Here is a 24,032-nt window from a genome sequence, read left to right as displayed (position 1 = left end):
TGGTCCGAACAGGATGGTCCGGGGGGAGCGTGACCTCGTGAGGCGCCTGGTGGGGGTGGGCCGCCGCTACGGCATGCGCGGCCCCTGGGTGCTGCGCGGCGTCGATCTCGACGTACGGGCGGGTGCGCTGGTGCGGGTGCGGGGCGCCAACGGCACCGGCAAATCGACCCTGTTGCGGCTGCTCGCCGGGATCGACGCGCCCGGCGAGGGGCGGATCGAGGGGCGGCCCCGCACGGCGTTCGTGCCCGAGCGCTTCCCTGCCGCGGTGCCGTTCACCGCGGTCGGCTACCTCACGCACATGGCCCGCGTGCACGGCCTCGCCGGCCGGGCGGCCGAGCGGAGCGCCGAGCGGTGGCTGGAACGGTTCGGCGCGGGGGCGTACGCCCGTACGCCGCTCTCGGAGCTGTCCAAGGGCAGCAGCCAGAAGGTCGCCGTGGCCCAGGCGCTCCTCGCCGCGCCCGACCTGCTGGTCCTGGACGAGGCGTGGACCGGCCTCGACACGTCCGCCCGCGCCGAACTCGACCGCGCGGTGGCCGAGCGCACGGCGGCGGGCGGCGCCGTCGTCTTCGTCGACCACGACCCGCGCCGGCTCGCGGGGGCCGCGGCCGAGACCTACGAGGTGGTGGGAACGGCCCTGGAACGGCTTACTCCGCAAGGGACTTCGGGGGACGGGGGCCCGGCGATGGCCGCCGGGGAGGAGGCCGCGCTCGCGTGGGGCGGGGCGACGGTCGTGGTCCTCACGTCCGGGCCGCCCGGCGCCGAACTCCCGGCGCCGGTCGTCGCGACGGCCGGTGTGACCCGGCCCGAGGCCCCTGAGGGCGCCACGCGGCTCACGGTCCCGGAGAGCCACTCGGACCTCGTCCTGCGGGAGCTGCTGACGGCGCGGCCGGCGTGGCACGTGGTGAGCGTGGAACGCGCCGGGCACCCGCCGGACACCGGGCCGCCCTCCGGCCCGCCCTCGAACCCGGCCGTGTCGGCCGCCCCGCCCCGGGCCCCTCATGCCCCTGCCCCTCATGCCCCTGCCCCTCATGCCCGCGCCCCCCATGCCCGTGCTTCTCATGAAAGACACTCACCGCGATGAGCGCTCTCCTGCGATATCACCTCGCCCTACTGGCACGTTCGCAGCGGTGGCTCGCCCCGGTGATCTTGTACGCGGTGTTCCTCGCCGTCGGCGTCCAGGGCGGGCAGCCCGTCCTGGACTCGCTCGCCTACGCCGCCGCCGCGCTGCTGCCCGTCACCGCCTGGCTGGTCCGCGTCTGCGCGAGCAACGAGCCGCCGGCGGCGCGCGGTTGCTCGGCCGCCGCGGCCGGACCGGGGCGGGCCCATCTCGCCTCTCTGCTGGCCGCGCTCCTCGCCGCGTCGGCGCTCGGCGTGCTGGCCGTGCTCGTCGTGAGCGCCATCAGCGAGGGACAGAGCACCGACGGACGGCTGCCGGTGGCCCGCGTACCGGCGGCGGCCGCCGGGCTGATCGCGATGCTGGTCAGCGTGCTGCTCGGCACCGCCGTCGGCGCGCTCACCAACTGGCCGCTGCTGCGCTCCCCGGCGAAGGCCGTGCCCGCGATGCTGCTCGGTGCGCTGCTCCTGCTGGTCACCGCGGGCTCCCCGGCCCGGTCGGTGCTGACCGACCTGACCACGGGCTCGCGCGAGGGGACCGTTCCCTGGCCCCTGGGAGCACCGGCCGCGGCACTGGCGGCGGCGGTGGCGGCGTGCTGGGCGGCCTGCGCCCTCAGCTCGCGCCGGGGCTGACGCTGCGCGCCCGAGGTCAGCTCCGTGCCCCCGCAGGGTCCTGCTTCGCCGGTGCCGGTGTCCGCGTCGAGGCGATCTGCTCCGAGATCCGGACGAAACGGAAGCCGCGCTCCCGCAGTTTCGGCACGATGGTGCGCAGGGCGCGTTCCGTCGTCGGGGCCGCGCTGCGGGTGCAGTGCATGACGACGACGGATCCCGGCCGGACCCCGTCGATCACCTGCCGGGCCACCGCGCCGGCGTCCGTCGCGAAGGCGTCGCCGCTCACGACGTCCCACTGCACGGCGGTGACGCCGCCGGGCGCGAGCGCGCGCAGCGCCCGCTGGTCGTAGCAGCCGCCGGGGAAACGGAAGTACGGCACGGGGCGCTCGACCCCCGCCGCGCGGAGGGCGGCGAAGGCGCGCTCCATGTCGGCGCGCATCCGCTCCCGAGGCACGCTCGGCAGGCCGTAGCAGTCACCGGTGAAGGCGTGGTGGCTGTAGGAGTGGTTGGCGACCTCGAAGAGCGGGTCCCGGCCGATGTCCTTGGCCTGGTCGGGATACTCCTCCGCCCACCGCCCCGTCATGAAGAAGGTCGCGGGCACCTTCAGCCGGCGCAGGGTGGCGACCAGCTCGGGGTGGTCGAAGCGCTCGCCGGCCGCCGCGCGCGCCCCCTGGTTCGCGGTCATGTCCGCGTCGAAGGTCAGCGCGACGGTACGGCCGTGCGTGCGGGAACCGTTGGTGAAGACGGGGGTGAGGCCCGACGGCCCGGCAGCCAGAGTGGGCGGGGCGGGCGGCGAGGGGGCGAGGGCCGTGGCCGACCGAGCCGGGTGGCCCGGGCGGCCGTGCGTCGTGGTGTCGCCGGACGAGCAGCCGGCGAGGACGGTGGTCAGGGCGCCGAGGGCGCAGAGCGCGGCGCGTCTCCGTGCGAGAGTGATCACGCGGTGACCATATATGTGCGAATGCGATAAATGGGTTATCTGTCCGCCTGGCTCCCGCGAGCCCACCCGTCCGCGCCGTGGCCGGGGTGCGCGGGCCGGCTCCCGGGGAAGCGCCCCCCCGCCCCCCGGCCCGGCGCCCCGGCGCCGCTCAGGCATCCACCTCCCGGACCTCCGCCCCCGGGGAGTAGGACTCCGCGTCCCAGAACCGCGCGTAGCGGCCGCCGAGTGCCAACAGCTCCTCGTGGGTTCCCTGCTCCACGACGCGGCCGCCGTCCAGGAAGACGATGCGGTCGGCGCGCCGTACCGTGCGCATGCGGTGGGCGACCATCACCACCGTGCGGCCCGCCATCAGGCGGTCGATGCCCTCGTGGACGGCGGCCTCGTTCACCGGGTCCAGCGCGGAGGTCACCTCGTCGAGCAGCACCACCGGCGTGTCCTTCAGCAGCGCCCGCGCGATCGAGACCCGCTGGCGCTCACCACCCGACAGCAGCGCGCCGCCCTCGCCGACCCGCGTCGCCCAGCCGCCGGGCAGCCGCTCGACCACCTCGTCCAGGCGGGCCGCGGCCGCCGCCGCCCGCACCTCGGCCGCGTCGGCGTCCGGACGGCCGAGCCGTACGTTGTCCTCGATCGTGCCGTCGAAGAGGTACACGTCCTGGAAGACGACGGCGATGCGGTCCATCAGCGCCTCGGTGCCGATCGCGCGGACGTCGACCCCGCCCATCCGTACGGCACCCGCGTCCACGTCGTGGAAGCGGGCGAGCAGCTGGAGCAGGGTGCTCTTGCCCGCCCCGGACGGGCCGACGACGGCGAGCCGCTGTCCCTGCGGCACCGACAGCGACAGGTCGGTGACCACGGCGCTGCCCCCGCGCCGGAAGGTGACCGCGTCGAACTCCACGTCCTGCCCCGCCGGCCGGACCGGATCGGCGGGTTCCGGCAGGGGCTCGGCGCGCAGCACCTTGTCGAGCCCGGCCAGCACCGTACGCGCCCCGCGGAGCTTGCCGCCGATGTCCGCGAGCGACAGAAGCGGGTCCGCGCACCGGGCGGCCAGCACCAGGACCGTCAACAGCTCCGCGACACCGATGCTCCCGTCCAGCGCGAGATGGGCGCCGAGGGCCAGCAGTACGGTGAACGTCACCTGCACGGTGAGCGTCAGGCCCACGGCGCCGGGCAGCGCGGAGAGCGTGGAGCGGCGCGAGGCGCGCTCCACGCCGCGCAGGCAGTCGTCGAGCAGCTCGAAGCGTTCGGCCGTCCGGCCACCGGCCCGCAGCACCGGCTGGACCTGGAGGTACTCGATGACCCGCCCGGTGGCCTCGTCGTCCCGCCGGGCGCGCTCGGCGTCACCCGCGGACATCGAGCGTCCCGTGCGGATCTGTACCGCCGCCACGACCGGCACGGCGGCCAGCGCGGCCAGTCCCAGCCGCCAGTCCTGTACGAGCATCACGGCGACGATCGTCACGGGGGTCACCGTGGCGGAGACGAACGGCGCCAGCAGATGCGCGATCACGCTCATCGCCTGCAGGACGCCCCGGCCGGCCAGGACGGACAGCTCACCGAGCCGCCCGCCCGTGTACCAGCCGACGGGCAGCCGGGCCAGCTGGCCACCGAGCCGGTGGTACATGCCGCTCAGCAGGGCGCTGCCCACCCTGAAGCCCGACAGATCGCTGAGGTAGCGCAGCACCGCGTAGAGCGCGACCGCCGCGCCGAACGCCGCCAGCCACGGCCAGGCGTCGGCGGGGGAGTGGCCGAACAGGGCCCGCAGCACGGGGACGAGCAGGGCGTAGGACAGCCCTTCGGCCACGGCGGTGGCGGTCATCAGGGCGACCGTGCGGCGCAACGGCCGGGCGTACGCGCGGCCGAGCACACGCAGCAGCAGGGAAATCATCGGGGCTCGTCTCCTTGGGGTGTCCGGGCGAAGGCGGCGTCGTGCGGAGTGCGGCCGGAGGCCTCGCCCTCATCGCCCGCCGCCCGGTGGGCCTGCCAGAACGCGGCGAACGGCCCGTCCTGCGCGAGGAGTTCGTCGGGCCGACCCTGCTCGGCGATCGTTCCGTTCTCCAGGACGACGACGCGGTCCGCGTCGGCGATGGTCTCCAGGCGGTGGGCGATGACCAGGACGGTCCGCCCGCCGGCCGGCTTCGCGAGGGCGCGGCGCACCGCCTGTTCGGTCTGCGGGTCGGCGAAGGCGGTCGCCTCGTCGAGCACCAGGACGGGCGTGTCGGCGAGCAGCGCGCGGGCGAGCGCGATCCGCTGGGCCTCTCCTCCCGACAGGCCCGCGTCCTCGCCCACCACCGAGTCGTAGCCGCGCGGCAGTCGGCGGATCCGCTCATGGATGTGCGCCGAGCGGGCGGCGCGCTCCACCTCGTCACGGCCGGCGTGCGGCACCGCGAGGGCGATGTTGTCCGCGATCGACGTGCGCAGCAGCCGTACGTCCTGGAAGACGAAGGACACCCTCCGGTACAGCTCCCGGCCGCTCAGCTCACGCAGGTCGACGCCGCCGAGGACGACCGAGCCGTGGGACGGGTCGAAGAACCGCGGCAACAGCTGGACCAGCGTGGACTTGCCGCTCCCCGAGGGCCCCACGACCGCGGTGACCGTGCCCGGCTCCAGCACCAGGTCGATGCCGCGCAGCACCTCGTGGCCGGGCTCGTACCCGAACCGGACGTCGCGCAGTTCGACGCGGTGCCCCTGGGGCGTGCGCGGGCGCGCGGGTTCGGGCAGCGGCGGGACGTCGAGGACGTCCCGGATGCGGCCGACCGCCCGCCGGGCCGCCTGGAGGTCGTCGAAGCCGTGCCCGAGGGCCGCCACGGGGGCGGTCAGCCCGAGGCCGAGCAGGACGAAGGGCAGCAGGTCGGCGGGGTCCAGACCGCCGCCGGTGATCAGCGCCGTGCCGCCGGTCAGCACGACGAGCAGGACGAACGGCGGTGACAGCGCGAGCTGCATGCCCGCGGCGATGGGGGAGATGCCGTGCACCCACCGCCGGAAGGTGGCCACGAAGTCGTCCGCGGCCGTCAGGAAGGCGCGGTGGGCGCGCCCGGACCCGCCGAAGGTCTTGACGACCGCGATGCCCTGCACGAACTCGACGACGGAGGAGGAGATCCGTCCCATGCCCGCGTCGAACTCCTCCTGCTCGCGCAGCCGGGCGGGCGTCATCATCAGCGGCACCAGCGCCATCGCCAGCACCACCGGCACCAGCGTGATCAGCGTGAGCCGCCAGTCGACCGCGAACAGGTAGACCAGGGACGCCGCCGGCACCACGAACGCGGAGACCAGCTCGCCGGGGGCGTGGGCGATGAACGGGTGCACGGCGCTCACGTCCTCCCCGACCACCTTCGCCAGCTCGCCGGTCCCGCGCCGGGAGAACCAGCCGATCGGCACCCGCCCGAGCTGGGCGGCCAGCCGCCGACGGAGCGTCAGTTGCACGCGCCCGTCCAGGACATGGCCGAGGCCGGTCGAGGCGGCGGTGAGCAGCAGGCGTACGAAGAGACCGGCCGCGCCCGTGAGGACGACGCGCCACACGTGGTCGCGGTCCGCCGGGCCGGATTCCAGCAGCGTGCGCCCGAGTTCGACGACGGCCAGCAGCGGTGCGAGGCCGGCGAGCGCGCCGATGACCTGGAGGAGCACCACCGCGGCGAAACCCCAGGCGTAGGGGCGCAGCAGCCCGGTCATCGGCCACCCGCCGTCAGGGGGGTGGTGGAGGAGCTGTCCTCGTGGTGGTCGTCGTGTCCCGTCCGGGCCGGCGCGCCGCCGCGGGGCAGCACGGCCACGGCGATGAGGACGGCGCTCACCACGAGCCCGGCGCCGAGGGTCAGGCCGAGCGCGTAGCCGTCGGTGAGGGCCTCGGGGGTGGTGCTCCGGCCGGTGCGGTGGTTCGCGGCGGTGCCGAGGGCGGCGAGCCCGAGCGAGGCGCCGATCTGGCGTGAGCTGTTGAGCAGGCCGGAGGCGGTGCCCGTCTCGTGGGGCGCGACGCCGGTGGTGGCGGTGGCGACGATCGGGCCGAGGCAGAGCCCGAAGCCGACCCCGATGACGAGCGACGGTCCGAGCACGTCACCGGTGAACGAGCCGCCCGCGTCGATCTGCCCGAACCAGGCGAGCCCGGCCGCCGTCAGCAGCCCGCCGCCGATCAGGAGGGTGAGCGGCGTGAGCCGGTACCCCAGCTTCACCGCGAACACGGAGCCGGCGACCACCGCGAGGGACAGCGGCAGGAACATCAGGCCGGCCGCGGCCGGTCCCTTGCCGAGGGCGTGCTGGACGTAGAGGGACATGAAGTAGAAGGCCGCCGTCATGGCCGCCCCGGCCAGCAGGTTGAAGGCGTTCGCGCCGGCGACGAAGCGGTTGGCGAACAGGCCGAGCCGCACCAGGGGTTCGCGGGTGGTGGTCCGCTCCACGTACAGGAACGCGGCGAGCAGCGCGACGGCCGCCGCCAGGGTGGACAGGGTGGCCGCCGAGGTCCAGGCGTGCCGGTCGGTGCGCACGACGCCGAAGACCAGCAGGGTCATGCCCGCCGTCGCGAGGACGCCGCCGAGCACGTCCGGGCGGCCGGCGGGAGCGGCCGGGCGCCCGGAGGCGATGCCGCGCCGGGCCAGGAGCAGGACGACCGCGACCATCGGTACGTTCACGAACATCACCCAGCGCCAGCCGGCGTACTCGGTGAGGATGCCGCCGATCAGGACCCCGAAGGCGCCGCCCGCGGCGTTGGTCGCGCTCCACACGCCGAAGGCGCGGACGCGGGCCCGGCCGGCGGGGAACGTCTCGGCCAGCAGCGCCAGCGCGGCCGGGGCCAGCGCGGCCGCCCCGATGCCCTGTGCGGCCCGCGCGGCGACGAGGTGGCCGGGCTCCTGGGCGAGGCCGCCGAGGAGCGAGGCGGCGCCGAACAGGGCGAGGCCGGCCAGCAGGACCCGCTTGCGGCCGTAGCGGTCGGCGGCCTTGCCGCCCAGCAGGAGCAGGCCGCCGAAGGTGAGGGCGTAGGCGTGGATCACCCAGGTCAGGCCCGCCGCGTCGAAGCCGAGGCCGTCGGCGACGCGGGGCAGGGCCACGTTCACGACCGCGAGGTCCAGCGACACCATGAACTGGACCACGGCCACCGCGGCGAGCGTGACTCCTGGCCGCGCGTCGGTTCTCTCCGTCATCGCGGACTCCGTTCCTGAGGGGTGGGGTGAGCGGACGCCGAAGCGCCGAGCAACTTTCCGAACATGTTCCGAAAGTAGCATCGGGAGTGGCGGGAGCGCACGCGAAATCTCGAAACGGTTTTGTTCGTACGGGGGTTGGCCGCCGGCCCTCCGCTGCTCGCCGGCGCTCGTCCCGCTGCTTGCCGGCGCTCCTCCCGCTGCTTGCCCGCGCTCGTCGCGCGCCACTGGCGCCCGGTCGCGCGGTGGGGGAGGGGGCGCGGCATGATGGGACGATGTCCCGAACGCCCGCACCGCACGGCCGGACCGGCCGGCCGCCCGTGACCTCCCGCCCGCAGATCCTGGAGGCCGCCCGGCGGCTCATCGACGTGGACGGCTGGGAGAAGCTGACGATCCGTCGCCTGGCCGCCGAGCTGGGTGTGGGGGCGACGACCCTCTACCACCACATCAGGAACAAGGACGAGTTGCTGGTCCTGATGCTCGATCAGCACCTGGCGCAGCTCGGGCGCGTGCGGCTGCCGGACGATCCGCGCGAGCGCGTCATCGCGTCCGCCACGGCGATGCGCGACGCCCTCGCGGCATGGCCGTGGGCGGCGGAGATCCTCACGGCCGACGGGTTCGTCGGGCTCCTGGACGAATCGGCGCTGTGGATGGTCGAGGCGATCCTCTCGGGGGCCGTCGACTGCGGCTGCACGCCCGCCCAGTCCGTCGACGTCTTCCGGGACGTCTGGTACTACACCGTCGGCGAGGTCCTGGTCCGCGCCAACACCGCCCGCCGCCGCCCCGACGCCGGACCCCTCACCTTCCGCGAGTCCTTCGACGCCACGCAGGTCCCCCACCTGGCGGCCGTGGGCGACCGGTGGGGCGAGCTGGCGGCGCGGGACATCTACCCCGAGGGCGTACGCGACTTCGTGGACGGCCTGTTGGCCCGGTTCACCGGGAGAGGGCTTGGCGAGGGAGGGGCTGCCGGGGACGGGCATGCCGGGTGAGGCGGGCGGCGGGGCCGGTCATCGAGGCGCCCCGAGCGACCCCACGGGCTGAACCCGGCCCGCCGCCCGGGTCCGGGGGTGCCGAGGCAGACCCGGGGCGCCGCCCTCTCACGGGGCGTGGGTCAGATGGACGCGGCCTTCTCCCGTGCCGCCAGTGATGCCCCGTAGCGGCGCAGCAGCAGGACCGCCGTCGTGGCGAGGCCCGTGAGGAGGCCCAGCCAGATGCCGACCGTTTCCAGGCCCAGGGGGTGTGAGAGGAGCCAGGCCGCGGGCAGGCCGACGGCCCAGTAGCCGATGACCGTGATGCGAAAACCGCTCTTGGTGTCGTCCAGGCCGCGCAGCAGGCCGACGCCGATGTTCTGCGCGCAGTCGAAGAACTGCAGGAACGCCGTGACGATCAGCAGGTGCGTGGCGATGGTCAGCGCCCGGTCCGAGCCGGAGTCCATGAAGGGGGCCAGGACCAGGCGCGGCACGGTGAGGTAGGCGATGCCGACGACCGCCATCACCGCCGCCGCGCACGCGAGCGCCGTGTTCTTGATGCGCCGCGCGTCGTCGGTGCGGCCGAGCGCCAACTCCCTGCTGACGTTGATGGAAGCGGCGTGCGAGAGGCCGACGGCGACCTGGAAGACGATGTAGACGAGCTGGTTCACGGCCGTGTGCGCGGCCAGCGCCGCGGGCCCGAAGGCGCCGGCCATCAGCGCCGTGACGGAGAAGAAGCCCGCCTCCGAGCCGTACGTCGCCGCGATCGGCACCCCGAGCCCGATGAGCCGCTTCACGGCGGCGGGATCGGCCTTGGCGGCGTTCAGCGTGAGCAGCGGCGCGAGGGTGGCGTCCCGCTTCGCGGAGGCGTACAGCGCGAGGAAGGAGAGCAGGTAGACGGTGGAGGTGGCCACGCCGATGCCAGTCAGGCCGAGTTTCGGCAGGCCCCATGTGCCGTGGATGAGAACCCAGTTGAGTGCCGCGTTGACGGCGATCGAGGCGACCGTGATGCGCAGCAGCGCCTGCGGGCGGCGCATGCCGACGGTGAACTGGCGGATCGCCTGGAACCACAGGCACGGCAGCAGACCGGGCGCGAGCGCCAGCAGCATGGTCTGGGTGCGGTCGACGACGGCGGCGTCCTGGCCGAGCCAGGTCAGGCACTGGCCGATGAGGACCATGAGGACGGCGCCGACGACACCGGCGAGCGTGGCGACGGCCATGCTCGCGCGGACGATGCCGCGCACCTCCTCGTTGCCCCCCGCCCTGCCCGCGTCCGTCTTCTCGGCGCCCTGCTCGTCGCCCTGCCCGTCGGCTTTCTCGGCGCGGGCGGCCGCCGCCGCGATCTGGTTGCCGACCGAGGTGACCAGGCCGACGCCCATCGTGCGCAGCTGGTTGAAGATGACGATGGCGAGACCGCCCGCGGCCAGCTCCTGCGTGCCCAGCAGGCCCATCATCACCGTGTCGGTGGTGGTCAGGGCGACCTGCGCGAGCTGGGTGAGGATGAGCGGAACGGCGAGCGTGGCGAGCGCCCGGCCGTCGCCGAGCAGCGTGGTGAGCGCCGAGGGCGGCGCGTCCCGTCCGGGCGCCTCGGCGGCGGGGGAGTCGGGCTTGGGGGGCATCGAGGTCATCGGTTCCTGCGGAGCTTGGTGAGGAGCTCGTCGATCTCGCGTTCCGCGTCGGGATCGAGGAGGTTGCGGGCGGTCATCCAGGCGTCGTCGAAGACGGTGTCCAGGTACTTCTCGCCGCCGTCGTTGATCAGGGCGACCATAGTGCTGCCCGGGGGAAGGGTGGCGAGGCGGGTCAGCGCCTCGTACACCACGCCGCCCGCCGAGCCGCCGATCAGCAGCCCGGTGCGGGCCACGGCGCGGCAGGTCGCGAACGCCTCGACGTCACCGACCTTGACACCCTCGTCGATCAGGTCGAAGTCGACGAGCGCCCCGATCTCGGCGCCCTCGGGCGTGCCCGTGCCCGACTGGTAGTAGTCGTGGGCGGGCCCGCCGAACGCGATCGACCCCTTGGGCTCGACGCCGACGGTGGCGAACCCCGGTATGAGCTTGCGCAGTTCACGCGTCGTGCCGCACAGGGCGCCGCCCGTGCCGACCGCCCCGATCAGCACGTCGATCCGGCCGTCGAGCGCCTCGTGCAGTTCGTGGGCCACGGGAAAGTAGCCGACGCCGTTGCTCGGGTTGTTGTGCTGCTCGGTGAAGATGGTGTTGTCCTTGCCGCGCGCCATCTCCTCCGCCAGCTCCTCGCGCGCGGCCGTCGCCAGCTCCTCGCTGTCGCCGCCCTCGTCGACGTAGACCAGCTCGGTGCCGAGGGCCTTCATCGCGCGCAGCTTGTCCGTACAGGCGTGGTGGTCCACGACGGCCGTGAAGGTGTAGCCGCGCTCGGCGGCCACCACCGCGAGGCCGAGGCCGGTGTTGCCGGACGTGGACTCGATGATCCGTCCGCCGGGGCGCAGTTCGCCGCGCTCCTCGGCGTCGAGGACCATCTGCCGGGCCATGCGGATCTTCGCGGTGCCGGTGGGGTTGAACATCTCCAGCTTCAGCAGCAGCCTGCTGCCGGTCTCGGTGCCGGCGAGCTCCAGAAGGGGAGTGCGGCCGATGAGGTCGGACACGTGGGAGACCACGGCGGGGCGCTGCAGGGCTCCGGGCATCGATGTGCTCCTGTAGAGAGGGGGGCGGGGGCGGGGGCGGCGTCAGGTGAAGTGGCGGTCCAACCGCCAGCGCGGGCGCGGCAGTTCGGTGCGGTCGACCACGACCTTGGGCGGCAGCGGCAGGTCGTGGAAGGGGGATTCGTTGGAGTCCATCTGGTAGCCCGCCGTGTTGGGGTAGACCAGCAGGTCGCCGACGCGGGGCCGCCGCGGGAAGGGGATCTTGCGCCAGGTGAGCATGTCCGACTCCAGGCAGGTCGCGGCGCCGACGCTGGCGGGGTACGTCTCGTCCGCGCCGCCGGTAGCCACCTCAGCCCCGCCAATTCCCGCCCCAGTCCCGCCGGTTCCGGCCTCCGCGAGCCCGTCGCCGAGGCCCGGTACCAGCACCGGGTCCGGCAGGTACTCGCTGGCGAACCACTGCTCCGACAGGCTCAGGCTGGTCCCGTCCACGGTCAGCAGCCGGTAGCCCGGCCGCTCCTTGACGCCCTGCACGCGGAACACCGTCCCGCCCGCCCGGTCGAGCAGCGCCCGACCCGGTTCGAGCAGCAGTCGTACGTCCAAGTCCCGCAGTACGTCCGCGAGTCGGCGCCCGTCCGTCCGATGGGCCAGTAGCGCCCGCAGCGCGTCCGCGCCCGCGAGGGGCGAGTGGTACGGGTAGAAGTCGCCGTCCGCGAAGGACTTGCCCGCGTGGAAGTGCCCGTCGTGCCGTGCGGCGAGGAAGGCCTTCCAGTCGTCGGCGCCGACGTAGCTGATCGGCAGCCCGCCGCCCACACTGACGCGATCGGCCCGCAGGCCCGACGCCCGTGCCTTCAGGCAGAGTTCCGCGAGCGAGGCGGCCAGCTCGGCGCGGGCCGCGATGTCGTATCCGGAGAGGTGGAAGCTGAAGCCCTCCATGCGCAGGGCGGCCTCGCCGGCCCGCGCGCAGCGCTCCATGGCGGTCGCCAGCTCGGCCTCGTCGAGACCGAAGCGGCTGTGCGGCTGGCCGGGGGGCAGGACGCGCAGCAGCACGCGCGCGGGGCGCGCCACCCGCTCGGTGCCGCCACCGCTCACCAGGCCCAGCACCGCGTCGAGTTCGTCCAGGGCGTCCACGGCGATCAGCGCGCCCTGGCGCACCGCGAGGCGCAGCAGGTCATGCCCCTTGGCGGGACCCGTCACCATCAGGTGCTCCCCGGGCACGCCGTGGCCGAGCGCCTCGCGCAGCTCGCCGAGGGAGGCGACGTCGACGCCCGCGCCGAGAGCCGCGCACCGCTCGACCCACACGGCGGCCTTGTTGGCCTTCTTCGCGTAGTACACGAACCCGGCGACCCCCGCCTCCGCCAACGCCTCCCGCATGGCGCGGAGGTTGGCGTCGAAGGCGTCGGGGAGCAGGAAGTGGAAGGGGCCCCCGAAGGCGTAGGAGAGTTCCCGCGCGAGCCCACTGGCCAGCACGGCGTCGGTGCCGGGGTCGGGCAGCGCGGGCAGGCGCGCGGAGCAGGCCGCCGCGCTCGCCCCGTCGGTCCCGCTCAGCGCCACAGCGCCACCTCGTGGCCCAGACCCTGCTCCAGCGCGAGCTGGGCGAAGCGGTGGCCCAGGGCGATGTCCGTGACGACGAGGCCGCTGTTGTACGCGAAGATCCGCTCCGCTGGGCCCGTCCGGCCCGCCGCCGCGCCCGCGATCACCGGGGGGAACTCCGCGTCCACCGGGGGCAGTTTGCCCTCGGTGTCGGCCATGTCCGTGCCGGTGACGTTCATCTGCGCCTCGCTGGTGGCGATGACGCGGTCGGCCCGGTGCAGGGTCGAGGGCGCGAGGCCGTGGCCGACCAGGACGGACAGGGCGCCCGGCTTCAGCCAGTCGGCCTCGATCGCCGCGGGGGTGTGGCCGCCCGCGGTGGCGACGACGACGTCGGCGTCCCCGGCGGCGGCGCGCAGGTCCTCGACCAGTTCCACCTCGCGGTCGGGGAAGTGCCGGCGCAGCTCGTCGCGTACCGCCTGGATGCCCTCGGGGTGCGTACCGGAGAGCATCAGCCGCTCCAGACCCGGCAGGGCGGTCAGCAGGAACGGCAGCGCGAGCCGCCCCTGTGTGCCCGTTCCGACGACGAGCGCGCTGCGGGCGCCGGGCGCGGCCAGCTCGCGGGCGAGCAGCGCGGAGACGGCCGGGGTGCGCAGCGAGCCGATGCGGGCGCAGTCCATCATCGCCACCGGCAGCCCGGTCACGTCGTCGTAGATCGTGAGCGAGGTGTAGTAGTGCTGCTCCTCGCGGCCCTTGTCGAGGCCGTGCTTGTACGAGGTCTTGATGGCGACGACGTCGCGGGAGCCGTCACGGCCGAGCATCGCGTAGGAGACGGAGTGCCCGTCCTTGGGCTTGACGGTCAGCTTGCGCGGGTTGTCCGACTCCCCGGCGTGCAGGGTGCGGTAGGCGCCCTCGACGGTGGAGATCACGTCGGCCAGGGAGATGTCGAGGCCGGCGAGGTCGCTGGTCGACAGGATGCGCAGGTGCTGGTCGTCGCCGGATATTCGGCTTCCGGCGGGGCTTTCGGGGCCGGCCGAGGCGCCGGGGCCGGGGGAGGTGGTGCCGGTCATGGTGTCTTTTCCTTCCGGTGCGTGGGGGGCGCGTTCAGCCGGCGTGCGCTGCGAGCGCGACCGGGCCGCGGCCGAACGCCTCCAACGCCGCCTGACCGTAACCGTGCTCGTCGGCCTCGGCCGAGGGGCGCCGACGCCGTCCGGGCACCCGCACCGAGGCCCGCTTGAGCCAGCGATCGGTGCCGTCGTAGCGGGCCTTGAAGGGCACCCTGCCGTGCACGACCAGGTCGTTGTCGACGACGAGGACCTCGCCCGGCTCCAGGCTCACCGCCACGGAGACCCGGGCCAGTTCGTCCGCCAGGCGCCGGTACGCGGCCCGGTACTCCTCGTCGGCGTCGTCCACCGGCGTGTACGCGGGGTCGAAGCGGAGTGTGAGCCCGTCCTCGGCGGCGAACAGGGTGGGCACCGGCGGGGGAGCGGCGTCGGCGTATCCCTGGGCCTCGGCGTAGGCGTCGTCGGGCAGGATCGGCAGGACGGGCCGGGAGAGCAGCTCCACGTCCCGCTCACTGAGCCGGACCTTGCGGATGCTGGCCGCGGTGGTCGCGATGCGGTCGTGGTTGCGCATGCAGCCCAGCATCAGCAGGTGGGCGCGGCCGGGGTGGAAGGCGTCCTCGGTGTGCGGGCTGAGGAGCACGGTGCTGCTGGCGCCCGTCTGTTCGGACTCGTGGCCGGGCGAGGGCACGATGTTGTGCACGAACCGGCCGTCCTGCTGGCCCTGCCAGGCGATGGGGTCGCCCATCACGCCGGCGAGCAGCAGCAGCACGATGTCGTGGAGTGCGCCGCGGTCACCGGCGTGGGCCCAGCCGGGCGGGGTCGGGCCGATCTCGGCGTCGTCGACGTCGAGGCCGCGCAGGACGAAGAGGCCGTCATCGGTGTCGACGGGCCGGCAGTGGTGACGCAGAGTGTCGCCGAATCCGGCCACGGACTGCTCAACTCGCTCCAGGAGGCGGGGAGATGTCGCGGATGTGCCGAATTCGTCGAGAATCTTCCGGGCCGCGGTGCGGAGCTCGCCCACGGAGTGGGGGTCCAGCTGGCGGACTGGTGCGTCTGCTGCCGTGCTCATCGCGAGATAAGTCCGTTTCCGTCGAGTTGGTGGAGGAATCCGGGCGGGCGATCACCGGTGACGGGCCGAACGCTAGCAGTAAACTTAGGTAAGGCAAACCTTAGACCGGGAAGTGGAGCAGTCGCCTTCCGTCCGGCAAGTGACGAGTCCGGGGGCGCACTTGGCAGCGTGCGCCGGGTTGCGCACACGGGTGCCATTAGGATAGGCAACCCTAAGATTATCCGATCGTATCGGCTTCGACCTGCGAATCGACCTTTGATTCGGCCGGTGTCCCGCCCTGCGCATCGACATACCGCTCTGAACTGGAACGAGGACGTACGTGGACATCACCAGGCGCCAAGTGCTGTGGGCCGGCGGAGCATTGGGTACGGCGACGCTGCTCACCGCGTGCTCCGGGGACGGTGACACGTCGTCCGAGGCGGGCGGCGACGGCAAGCCCCGCAAGGGCGGCACGCTGCGCGTCGGCGCCCTCGGCCGGGCCTCGGCCATCACCCGGGACCCGCACGGCACCCAGGCCAACGAGAGCGACTACCTCATCATCGCCCTGGTGTACGACACCCTCACCGCACCCGGCGCCAAGGACAACACCGCCCCGCGTCTGGCCGCCAGTTGGAAACCCTCCGCCGACCTGAAGACCTGGCGCTTCAAGATCGCGGAGGGGGCCACGTTCCACGACGGCTCCCCCGTCACCGCCGACGACGTCGTCTGGTCGCTCAAGCGGCTGCGTGCCACCCCCTCCGGCGCCTCCCGGCTGCCCGGCATCAAGGCCGAGAACATCAAGGCCGAGGGCAAGGACACCGTCGTCCTCGTCTCCGACTACGCCAACGCCGAACTGCCCTCGCTCACCCGCCTGACCACCTTCGTGCTGAAGAAGGGCACCGAGAAGAAGGACCTGGGCAAGGCCCCCGGCACCGGCCCCTTCAAGCTCGACTGGTTCCGCTCGGGCAACGCGCGCCTCGTGCGCAACGAGCACTGGCACGGCGGCGACGTCCTGCTCGACGCCATCGAGGTCAAGATCTTCGAGTCCCCCCAGGCCATGTCCAACGCGCTCCTCGCCGGACAGATCGACCTCGCCTCCAACGTCGGCGCCGTCGCCGCCCGCACCGCCGAGAAGCGCGGCGACGTCCAGGTCGTGCGCCGCCCCGACGACATGGCGATGCCGATCGTCATGCGCACGGCCGACGGCCCCTTCGCCGACCCCAAGGTCCGCGAGGCGCTGCGCCTGGCCGTCGACCGCAAGGCCATGGTCAAGCAGGTGCTGTCCGGCTACGGCACCGTCGGCAACGACATCATGGGCACCGGCGACCCCGCGTACGACTCGGGCATCCCGCAGCGCGGACGTGACCTCGCCAAGGCCAAGTCCCTGCTGAAGGAAGCGGACTTCGACACCTCCAAGACGTACAAGCTGGTGACGACCGAGGACATCGCCGGCCTCGCCGAGTCCGCGACGCTCTTCGCGAGCCAGGTGCGCGAGGCGGGCGTCAAGATCCAGGTGGTCAAGCAGGAGTCCGCCACCTTCTACGACAAGACGTGGCTCAAGGCCGACCTCTACACCACCTACTGGGGCACCAACGACTCGGTGATCTTCTTCGCCAGCAAGACCATGGAGTCCAAGTCGGGCCAGAACGAGGCCGCGTGGAAGAACGCGGCATTCGACGCCGCCTACCGCGAGTCCATCGGCGCCAAGGACGCGGGCACGCGCGCCAAGGCCCTCGAAAAGCTCCAGCGCATCCAGCACGAGGACTCCGGCTACCTGCTGTGGGGCGTCGCCGAGGGCATCGACCTGGCCGCCGCCCCCGTGCACGGCCTGCCCAAGCTGCCCGGCTACGGACGCGTCCAGCTCGAGCGGGCATGGCTGGCCCGCTGAGCGGCACGGTGAGCGAGCGGGTCGCGGGCCTTTGCCCCCGGCCCGCCGGCCCCGTGCTCGCCGGGACCCTGCGCCTCGCCGGACTGCTCGCACGCCGGGCGCTGCTGCTCGCCGTCCTGCTCGCCACCGTCTTCGTCGCCGTCGAACTCCTGCCGGGCGACGCCGCCAACGCCACCTCCGAGCGCGGCGAGAGCGCCGCCGACCTCGCCCGCCGCCGCGCACTCCTCGGCCTCGACCGGCCCGTCCTCACCCGCTTCTGGGAGTGGATGACCGGGTTGCCCACCGGTGACTTCGGCACCTCCGCGCGCGGCGAGCCGATCGCCGACATCCTCGCCAAGCCGCTGCCCAACACGCTGCTCCTGGGCGGCCTCGCGCTCCTGGTCACCCTCGTCGCCTCGCTCGCCCTCGGCTGCTGGGCGGCGCTCAAGCCGGGCGGCGCCACCGACCGGGCCATCTCCGCGAGCGCCACCGGCATCCTCGCGCTGCCCGAGTTCGTGGTGGCCGTCGCGCTCGTCCTCGTCTTCGCGCTCTGGACCGACCTGCTGCCCGCCGTCACCCTCACCGACGCCGACGGCTCGCCCGCCTCCTGGCGGATGCTGATCCTGCCCGTCCTCGCCCTGGCCATCCCGCAGATCGGCTGGAACGTCCGCATCGTGCGCGCCGCCCTCGCCGACGAGGCCAAGGCCCCGCACGTGCAGAGCGCCGTCATCGACGGACTGCCGCGCCACCGCGTCTTCACCCACCACCTGCTGCCCGGCGCCCTGCCCACCGTCGCGGCGGGCATCGCCACCTCCACCGGCATGCTGCTCGGCGGCGCCGTCGTGGTGGAGACCATCTTCAACTACCCGGGCATCGGCTCGGTCCTCGCCGGCGCCGTCACCGACCGCGACGGCCCGCTCGTCGCCGGCGTCGTCGCCGTCACCGGCGTCGTCATCACCGGCGTACTGCTCCTCGCCGACCTCGTGCGTTCCTGGGCCTCGGGAGGCCGTGCATGACCGCGCCCCACCCCCTGCCGAAGCGTGCCGTACGCCGCCTCCCGCGCCGTGGGACGGTCCTGCGCGTCCTGCCCGCCCTGCTGCTCGTCGCCCTCGCCCTCGCCGGGCCCTGGCTCGCGCCGTACGCCATCGACGGCCCCGTCACCGCCCCCTACGCCGAACCGGGCGGCAAGGCGGCGCTCGGCGGCGACCAGCTCGGCCGCGACGTCCTGAGCCGGCTGCTCGCCGGCGGCCGCGAACTCATCGCCACCTCCCTGCTGGTGGCCTTCCTGGTGACCGGCGCCGCCGCACTCCTCGGCGCGCTCGGCGCGCTGCGCCCCACCGTCGGGCGGATCGTCGAACGCTGCGCCGACGTGCTCATGCTGCTGCCCGCCGTCCTCGGCATCCTGCTCATCGCCCTGTCCTGGCCGGGCGGCGGACGGTTCGCCGTCATCGCCGCCGCCGTGGTGATGGGCGTGCCCTACGCCGTACGCCTGGTCGCGGGCGCCGCCGCGCCGGTCGCCGCCTCCGGGTACGTCGAGGCCGCGGCGGTCGGCGGCGAACGCCTGTGGCACCTCGTCGTGCGCGAGGTCCTGCCCAACCTGCGCGCCACCCTGCTCGCCCTCTTCGGGCTGCGCTTCGTCGCCGCCGTCTACATCGTGGCGACCGCCGGCTTCCTCCAGGTGGGCCCGCAGCCGCCCGCCGCCGACTGGGCGCTCATGATCCGCGAGAACTCCGGCGGCATCGTCCTGAACCCGTGGGCGGTGCTCGCGCCCTCCCTCGCCATCGGCCTGCTCGCCATGAGCGTCAACCTCGCGGCGTCGGCGCTCGTGCCGCGCGCCGGGCGCGAAGCGGTGACCGCGCTGTGAGACGGAAGCGCGCCCTGCACGCCATGAGACGGAACAGCGCGCCGGTGACGCAAGAGACCGCGATGACCCGGGGGGTCGCCTCGTGAACCACATGCCCGACTGGTACCCCGGGGGCCACGTACCCGCCTCCGGCGTGGCCGTACGCGTCCAGGGGCTGACCGTCGCCGCCGACGACGGCCGTCTCCTCCTGGCGGGCGGCGGGATGGAGGTGCGGCCCGGCCGCGTCACGGCGCTCGTCGGCCCCTCCGGGTCCGGCAAGACCACCCTCCTGCGGGCCGTCGCCGGGGTCCTGCCGCCCGGCGCCCGGCGCACCACCGGCACCGTCGAGGTGCTCGGCCAGGACCCCCTGGCGCTCGGCCCGGCCGACCTGCGCGCCCTGCGCCGCCACCGCCTCGCCTACCTCGGCCAGGACCCGGGCTCCGGACTCAACCCCCGCATGAAGGTGCGCCGCCTCATCGCCGAGGTCGCCGTCGACCGGGGGCCCGAAGCGCTGCGCGCCCAACTGGAAGAGGTGCGCCTGCCCCTCGGCGAGGGCCTGGAGAACCGCCGCACGGGCGAGCTGTCCGGCGGCCAGCAGCGCCGCGTGGCCCTCGCCAGGGCGCTGGCCCGCCGCCCCGCCGTCCTCCTCCTGGACGAGCCCACCGCCGGCCTCGACCCACGCGTGCGGGACGAGATCGCCGAGCTGCTGCGGCACCTGGCGGCCCACCACCGCCTCGCCGTCGCCCTCTCCTGCCACGACGCGGACCTCGTCTCGCGGCTGGCGGACGACGTGGTCGACCTGTCCGCCGAAGGGGCCCCGACGGTCCCGCTGCCCGCGCCCCGCCCCCGTACGCGCGAGACCCGGCCCGCCCCGGACGGCGCCCCCAAGCTCGCCGTCGCTGGACTGCGCGCCTCGTTCACCCGGCGGGGCCGTTGCGTGCCCGTGCTGCACGGCGTCGACCTGAGCGTCACCGCCGGCTCCAGCACGGGCATCGTCGGCGCGTCCGGGTCCGGCAAGACCACGCTGGTGCGTGCCGTGGTCGGGCTGCACCGGCCCACCGAGGGCACGGTCGCCCTCGACGGCGTACGCCTGCACCCCGCCGCCCACGGCCGCACCCGCGCCCAGCGCCGCGCGCTCCAGCTCGTGCCGCAGGACCCGCTCGGCACCCTCAACCCGAGCCGCACCGTGGGCGACACCCTCGGCCGCCCGCTGCGCCTGCACGAGCGGGCCACGCGCGCCGAGGCCCCCGGGCGCGTCCTGGAACTCCTGGAGAGCGTCGGTCTGCCCGCGCACTTCGCCGACCGCTACCCCCACGAGCTGTCGGGCGGCCAGCGGCAACGCGCCTCCATAGCAAGGGCGTTGGCGGCCGACCCCGAGGTCCTGGTCTGCGACGAGGTCACCTCGGCCCTGGACGACAGGACCGCGGGCGCGGTGATGGACCTCCTCGAAGAGCTGCGGGAGAGCCGCGGCCTGGCCCTGGTGCTCATCAGCCACGACCTGCGGCTGGTGGCGAGCCGCACGGACGCGCTGCTCGTCCTCGCGGAGGGCCGCGCGGTGGAGTCCGGCGCCACCGAGAAGATCCTGGGGGCGCCGGGGACACCGCTGCCCCGGTGACCCCCGGGCCCGCGGCGCGCTCACGTGCCGCTCACGCGGCTCCCGCGCTGTTGATCGCCTGTTGATCGCCTCCCTGCACGCTCCGCTCGTCCAGTCCGTCACGCACCAACGGAAACGACCGGAGGCACGTCCATGAAGATGGTCCGTTCGCTCAAGAAGAGGATCACCGGCGAGAAGAGCCTGAAGGCATACGCCTGGTACCACTGGTACTAGGGCGTGTGGCGAAAGCCCCGTCTGCCTGGCGACGCCTGGCACGCACGCTCGCCGCGTTGTCGGGATCGCCCCGATACCACCAGTATCGGGGCGACCCTCCGCCTTGCGAGCGCACGCACCAGACGCCGCCAGGCCCGCCCTGCGGGCGGACGACGCTACTTTCGCCACACGCCCTGGACCGGCGAATCGTCCCTCTGAGTGCCCCGTGCCCGGCGCGCCCGAGCGGCCGCCGGGCACGGGCCTCCCGCCCTTGGAGACCACCGATGCCCCTCTCCGGTACCGACCGGTCCACCCGGACCACCGTCTTCGCGCCGCGCCTCCACGCCCTGCTGCGCGACCACCGCGGTGCGGACGTGTTCCGCCTGGACGCCGACACCATGGGCGTCGCCGGGCCCGAGCTGACCGACCGGATCCTCGCCGCCCGGCCGGCCACCGAGCACGAGCGCCCCACGTTCAAGCCCCTGCACGGCCGCTCCATCCACCGCACCGAGGCCTCCCACGTGATGCGGGCCATCGGCCGCGACGTCCGCGCGGCCCTGCGGGCGCCCGTGCCGGGCGGCGTCGACCTCACCGGCGAGTGGCCGCACGTCGGCCACGTGTACCTGCGCGACCTGATCCTCGGCGCCGACCCCTACCGGCTGCGCATCCTCATGGACCGCACCCTGGAGCTGACGCCCAAGCTGACGTGGACGGTCATCGCCGTCGGCGCCGCGCTGCCCGGCGGGCCGCGGCCGGGCGCGCCCGGGACCGAGATCGCGGGCCTGACCGCCGACGCCGCAAGCTACAGCGACCGGCGGTACGCGATGGGCATGTACCGGCGGGCGGCGGCGCCCGTCTGCTTCACCGTCTCCACGCTCGTCGCCAGTGCCTACTGGCTCGGCGCGCCCTTCGCGGCCGACGACCCGAACGAGCACATCCTGTACGAGGCCATGCGCCTGCTGCCCCCTTCCTGGAACGTCCTGCGCAACGCGTCCCCGGAGTACCCCGCCCTCGACGCCCGCATCGGCGCCGGCGACGACGTCCTGGTGCTGCCGCTGCTCAGCCACCGCGACCCGGCCCTGTGGGACGACCCCGACGCGTTCCGCCCCGAGCGCTGGGCCGGCCTGGACCCCGACGACCACCCCGGCTACCTGCCCTTCGGCCACGCCTCCGAGCGCTGCTGGGGCCGGCACATGGTGATGCCGCTCGCCGGGATGCTGCTGGACATGCTGCGCTCCGAGGGCCTGACGGTCGATCCGCGGCAGACCACCGCCAAGGTCCCGCTCGCGGGGCTGCTCGGCGTCGACAAGGTGCGACTGGTACGACCGGCCTAGCGAGCCGGGGTGTCCCGGCGGAAGAGGGCCGTCCAGAGGAACGGCTCGCCGAAGTGCGCGGAGTTCTCGGGCTCGTCGCGCATGCGGCGCAGCTCGACCTCCGTCAGATCGCCGAAGATCCGCCGCAGGGAGCCGTCCTCGTAGGCCAGGCCGCCGTGCAGGGCGCCCTGCCGGTAGAAGTCCGCGTCGGGCAGTCGCGACCCCATGCCGTCGTCGCCGGCGGCGAAGCAGGTGAGGGAGAAGTGGCCGCCGGGGGCCAGGACGCGGTCCAGGAGGTCGAGGTAGCCGACGCGGCGGTGCGGCGGCAGATGGTGGAAGCAGCCCGAGTCGTGCACCAGGTCGTACGGTCCGGCCAACTCGGCCCGCGTCAGGGCGAACGCGTCGCCCTGGTGGAAGCACACCTCGGCCCCCGCCTCGCGGGCGCGGTCCTTGGCCCAGGCGAGGGCGGCGGGGGAGAGGTCGACGGCGTCCACCTCGAAGCCCAGCGCGGCCAGATACAGGGCGTTGCGGCCCGGTCCGCAGCCGAGGTCGAGCGCGCGGCCCGGCGTGATCAGTCCCCGTTCCACGTACGAGGCGAGGCTCTCGTCCGGCTTCGCCGCGAAGAACGGCACGGGCCTGGCGCGGTCGGCGTAGAAGTCGTCCCACCAGCCGCTGCCACCGCTCGTCCAGCGGTCGGCCGCCGGCGCGAACAGGCCGTCCAACAGGTTCATCACGTCGTCGATCGTGCGGATGTGACGGTCCATCAAGTCCCCTTCCCTAGGGGGTGATGGTAGGCCGCGCGGCCGATGAAAGCCCAGGTCAGGCCCTGTTCGCCGGAGCCTTCGGAAGTCGTCGGCGGGCGCCCGAGGGGCCTTTGCCGACCCGCCGGGCACGATGCCCCGACCCCGCGCCGAAGAGGCGTCCGGACCGCCGTCAGGTGGCCGTACGGGGCCTTGCGCGCCGCCGCCGGGGCGACTTTCGCGAGGGAGTCGAACAGTGTGTTCACGCGAAGTATCCCCAGAAGTAATCCCAGCTGGTTGGATGTGCGGGCGCCGTGCCCACGGCCGCTTCCGGCCCGGCCGGAACAGCAGCAACAGCCCCCCGCCTACAGGAGATTCAGTGCCGCACTCCGCGCTGCGCAGGTCCCACGCGGCGGCGATCACCGCCGTGCTCGCCGCCGCCACGCTCGCCGCCGTCGCCCCCGGCGCGAGCGCCGCCGACGCGTCCGCCGCCACGCCCTCGCTCAAGGTGCTCACGTACAACACGTTCCTGTTCAGCAAGACGCTCTACCCGAACTGGGGGCAGGACCACCGGGCCAAGGCCATACCGGCGGCCGGCTTCTTCGGCGGGCAGGACGTCGTCGTGCTCCAGGAGGCGTTCGACAACTCCGCCTCCGACGCGCTGATGGCGAACGCCAAGGGCCGCTACCCGCACCAGACGCCGGTGATGGGCCGAGGCAGGAGCGGCTGGGACGCCACCGGCGGCGCGTACTCCTCGGTGGCGCCCGAGGACGGCGGCGTGACGGTCCTGAGCAAGTGGCCGATCCTGCGCAAGGAGCAGTACGTCTACAAGGACGCCTGCGGCTCCGACTCCTACTCCAACAAGGGCTTCGTCTACGCCGTGCTGGACGTGAACGGCACCCGGGCGCACGTGGTCGGCACCCACACCCAGTCCACCGACCCGGGCTGCGGCAGCGGCGAGGCCGCCGCCACCCGCGCCGAGCAGTTCAAGGAGATGGACGCCTTCCTCGACGCCAAGCACATCCCGGCCGGCGAACAGGTGCTCGTCGCGGGCGACTTCAACGTCGACTCGCACAGCCCCGAGTACGCCTCGATGCTCGCCGACGCGGGCCTCTCCCCCGCCGACGGCCGCACCGGCCACCCGTACTCCTTCGACACCCGGGACAACTCGATCGCCGCCGAGCGCTACCCGGACGACCCCCGCGAGGACCTCGACTTCGTCCTGCACCGCAAGGGCCACGCGCGCCCCGCCACCTGGCACAACAATGTGATCAAGGAGCAGAGCGCGCCCTGGACGGTCTCCAGCTGGGGCAAGCAGTACACGTACACGAACCTGTCGGACCACTACCCCGTGACGGCGTACTAGCTTGTCGTTTATGGTCCGGCGTCGAACGCGGCTCGAACTTGGTCGGTGTTTTCGCAGTTCAGCAGACATGAAGGTGGCCTTCGTCTGATCCTG

General features: G+C 73.9%; 20 protein-coding genes. 10 read left to right on the top strand and 10 right to left on the bottom strand.

All coding sequences use genetic code 11. The features are described 5' to 3' along the window. The first annotated feature begins 13 nt into the window (after positions 1 to 13). Both ACZ516_RS29105 and ACZ516_RS29100 read left to right on the top strand, forming a co-directional pair. On the top strand, positions 14 to 1,081 hold the full coding sequence (locus tag ACZ516_RS29105; protein ID WP_469012627.1) for an ABC transporter ATP-binding protein: 1,068 nt from the start codon (positions 14 to 16) through the stop codon (positions 1,079 to 1,081). After that, entirely contained in the window at positions 1,078 to 1,746 is a 669-nt protein-coding gene (locus ACZ516_RS29100) for an ABC transporter (RefSeq protein ID WP_469012457.1), read from the top strand. Before ACZ516_RS29105 ends, ACZ516_RS29100 begins: the two co-directional genes overlap by 4 nt. A gap of 16 nt (positions 1,747 to 1,762) precedes the next feature. Here ACZ516_RS29100 and ACZ516_RS29095 read toward each other — a convergent pair whose 3' ends face one another. From ACZ516_RS29095 to ACZ516_RS29080, 4 genes are all read right to left on the bottom strand, one after another. Then, positions 1,763 to 2,662, bottom strand: coding sequence for a polysaccharide deacetylase family protein (locus ACZ516_RS29095; RefSeq protein WP_469012454.1), 900 nt, complete (start codon positions 2,660 to 2,662; stop codon positions 1,763 to 1,765). Positions 2,663 to 2,810: 148 nt separating this feature from the next. Then, a complete protein-coding gene (locus tag ACZ516_RS29090) occupies positions 2,811 to 4,544 on the bottom strand; it encodes an ABC transporter ATP-binding protein (RefSeq protein WP_469012453.1) in 1,734 nt (577 codons plus the stop codon). Then, the gene (locus ACZ516_RS29085; protein WP_469012451.1) at positions 4,541 to 6,325 is read right to left on the bottom strand and encodes an ABC transporter ATP-binding protein; all 1,785 of its coding nucleotides are present in this window, start codon (positions 6,323 to 6,325) and stop codon (positions 4,541 to 4,543) included. The genes ACZ516_RS29090 and ACZ516_RS29085 overlap by 4 nt, the downstream gene beginning before the upstream one ends. Further along, positions 6,322 to 7,785 (bottom strand): MFS transporter, encoded by a 1,464-nt coding sequence (locus ACZ516_RS29080; protein ID WP_469012449.1) that lies wholly within the window; start codon positions 7,783 to 7,785, stop codon positions 6,322 to 6,324. The genes ACZ516_RS29085 and ACZ516_RS29080 overlap by 4 nt, the downstream gene beginning before the upstream one ends. A gap of 272 nt (positions 7,786 to 8,057) precedes the next feature. Between ACZ516_RS29080 and ACZ516_RS29075 the strand changes: the two genes are divergently transcribed. After that, positions 8,058 to 8,771 (top strand): TetR/AcrR family transcriptional regulator, encoded by a 714-nt coding sequence (locus tag ACZ516_RS29075; protein WP_358911025.1) that lies wholly within the window; start codon positions 8,058 to 8,060, stop codon positions 8,769 to 8,771. Positions 8,772 to 8,893: 122 nt separating this feature from the next. Here the strand turns inward: ACZ516_RS29075 and ACZ516_RS29070 are convergent, their stop codons facing one another. The 5 genes from ACZ516_RS29070 to ACZ516_RS29050 are packed head-to-tail and all read right to left on the bottom strand — an operon-like array spanning position 8,894 to position 15,024. After that, a complete protein-coding gene (locus ACZ516_RS29070) occupies positions 8,894 to 10,369 on the bottom strand; it encodes an MATE family efflux transporter (protein ID WP_469012625.1) in 1,476 nt (491 codons plus the stop codon). 5 nt (positions 10,370 to 10,374) lie between these two features. Further along, positions 10,375 to 11,406, bottom strand: coding sequence for a cysteine synthase family protein (locus tag ACZ516_RS29065; RefSeq protein WP_358586677.1), 1,032 nt, complete (start codon positions 11,404 to 11,406; stop codon positions 10,375 to 10,377). Positions 11,407 to 11,448: 42 nt separating this feature from the next. Beyond that, positions 11,449 to 12,909, bottom strand: a complete 1,461-nt coding sequence (locus ACZ516_RS29060; RefSeq protein WP_469012623.1) for a type III PLP-dependent enzyme domain-containing protein — start codon at positions 12,907 to 12,909, stop codon at positions 11,449 to 11,451. Continuing rightward, the gene (locus tag ACZ516_RS29055) at positions 12,906 to 13,961 is read right to left on the bottom strand and encodes an ornithine cyclodeaminase family protein (protein WP_469012446.1); all 1,056 of its coding nucleotides are present in this window, start codon (positions 13,959 to 13,961) and stop codon (positions 12,906 to 12,908) included. Before ACZ516_RS29055 ends, ACZ516_RS29060 begins: the two co-directional genes overlap by 4 nt. A 34-nt stretch (positions 13,962 to 13,995) precedes the next feature. After that, positions 13,996 to 15,024, bottom strand: coding sequence for a TauD/TfdA family dioxygenase (locus ACZ516_RS29050; RefSeq protein WP_469012444.1), 1,029 nt, complete (start codon positions 15,022 to 15,024; stop codon positions 13,996 to 13,998). Between the two features lie 319 nt (positions 15,025 to 15,343). Between ACZ516_RS29050 and ACZ516_RS29045 the strand changes: the two genes are divergently transcribed. The 6 genes from ACZ516_RS29045 (at position 15,344) to ACZ516_RS29020 (ending at position 21,854) form a co-directional block, all read left to right on the top strand. After that, positions 15,344 to 16,891: an ABC transporter substrate-binding protein gene (locus ACZ516_RS29045; protein WP_358586669.1), complete on the top strand. Its 1,548-nt coding sequence runs from the start codon at positions 15,344 to 15,346 to the stop codon at positions 16,889 to 16,891. Then, on the top strand, positions 16,876 to 17,886 hold the full coding sequence (locus tag ACZ516_RS29040; RefSeq protein ID WP_469012441.1) for an ABC transporter permease: 1,011 nt from the start codon (positions 16,876 to 16,878) through the stop codon (positions 17,884 to 17,886). Before ACZ516_RS29045 ends, ACZ516_RS29040 begins: the two co-directional genes overlap by 16 nt. Continuing rightward, a complete protein-coding gene (locus ACZ516_RS29035; protein ID WP_469012440.1) occupies positions 17,883 to 18,734 on the top strand; it encodes an ABC transporter permease in 852 nt (283 codons plus the stop codon). The genes ACZ516_RS29040 and ACZ516_RS29035 overlap by 4 nt, the downstream gene beginning before the upstream one ends. An 82-nt stretch (positions 18,735 to 18,816) precedes the next feature. After that, positions 18,817 to 20,328 (top strand): ABC transporter ATP-binding protein, encoded by a 1,512-nt coding sequence (locus ACZ516_RS29030; protein WP_469012437.1) that lies wholly within the window; start codon positions 18,817 to 18,819, stop codon positions 20,326 to 20,328. A gap of 132 nt (positions 20,329 to 20,460) precedes the next feature. Next, the gene (locus ACZ516_RS29025) at positions 20,461 to 20,541 is read left to right on the top strand and encodes a tryptorubin family RiPP precursor (RefSeq protein WP_358586696.1); all 81 of its coding nucleotides are present in this window, start codon (positions 20,461 to 20,463) and stop codon (positions 20,539 to 20,541) included. 263 nt (positions 20,542 to 20,804) lie between these two features. Further along, the gene (locus ACZ516_RS29020; RefSeq protein WP_469012436.1) at positions 20,805 to 21,854 is read left to right on the top strand and encodes a cytochrome P450; all 1,050 of its coding nucleotides are present in this window, start codon (positions 20,805 to 20,807) and stop codon (positions 21,852 to 21,854) included. On the opposite strand, the gene ACZ516_RS29015 is transcribed toward ACZ516_RS29020, so the two are convergent. Further along, positions 21,851 to 22,597 (bottom strand): class I SAM-dependent methyltransferase, encoded by a 747-nt coding sequence (locus tag ACZ516_RS29015; RefSeq protein WP_469012434.1) that lies wholly within the window; start codon positions 22,595 to 22,597, stop codon positions 21,851 to 21,853. The genes ACZ516_RS29020 and ACZ516_RS29015 overlap by 4 nt on opposite strands. A gap of 355 nt (positions 22,598 to 22,952) precedes the next feature. On the opposite strand from ACZ516_RS29015, the gene sph reads away from it, so the two are divergent. Beyond that, complete coding sequence (gene sph, locus ACZ516_RS29010) at positions 22,953 to 23,939, top strand: sphingomyelin phosphodiesterase (RefSeq protein ID WP_361077112.1); 987 nt, start codon at positions 22,953 to 22,955, stop codon at positions 23,937 to 23,939. The last annotated feature ends 93 nt before the right edge of the window (positions 23,940 to 24,032 follow it).

The sequence above is a fragment of the Streptomyces sp. NPDC034037 genome (assembly GCF_055575715.1).
The sequence above is the reverse complement of the archived record's forward strand: the minus strand, read 5'-3'. Positions and strand labels throughout refer to the sequence as shown.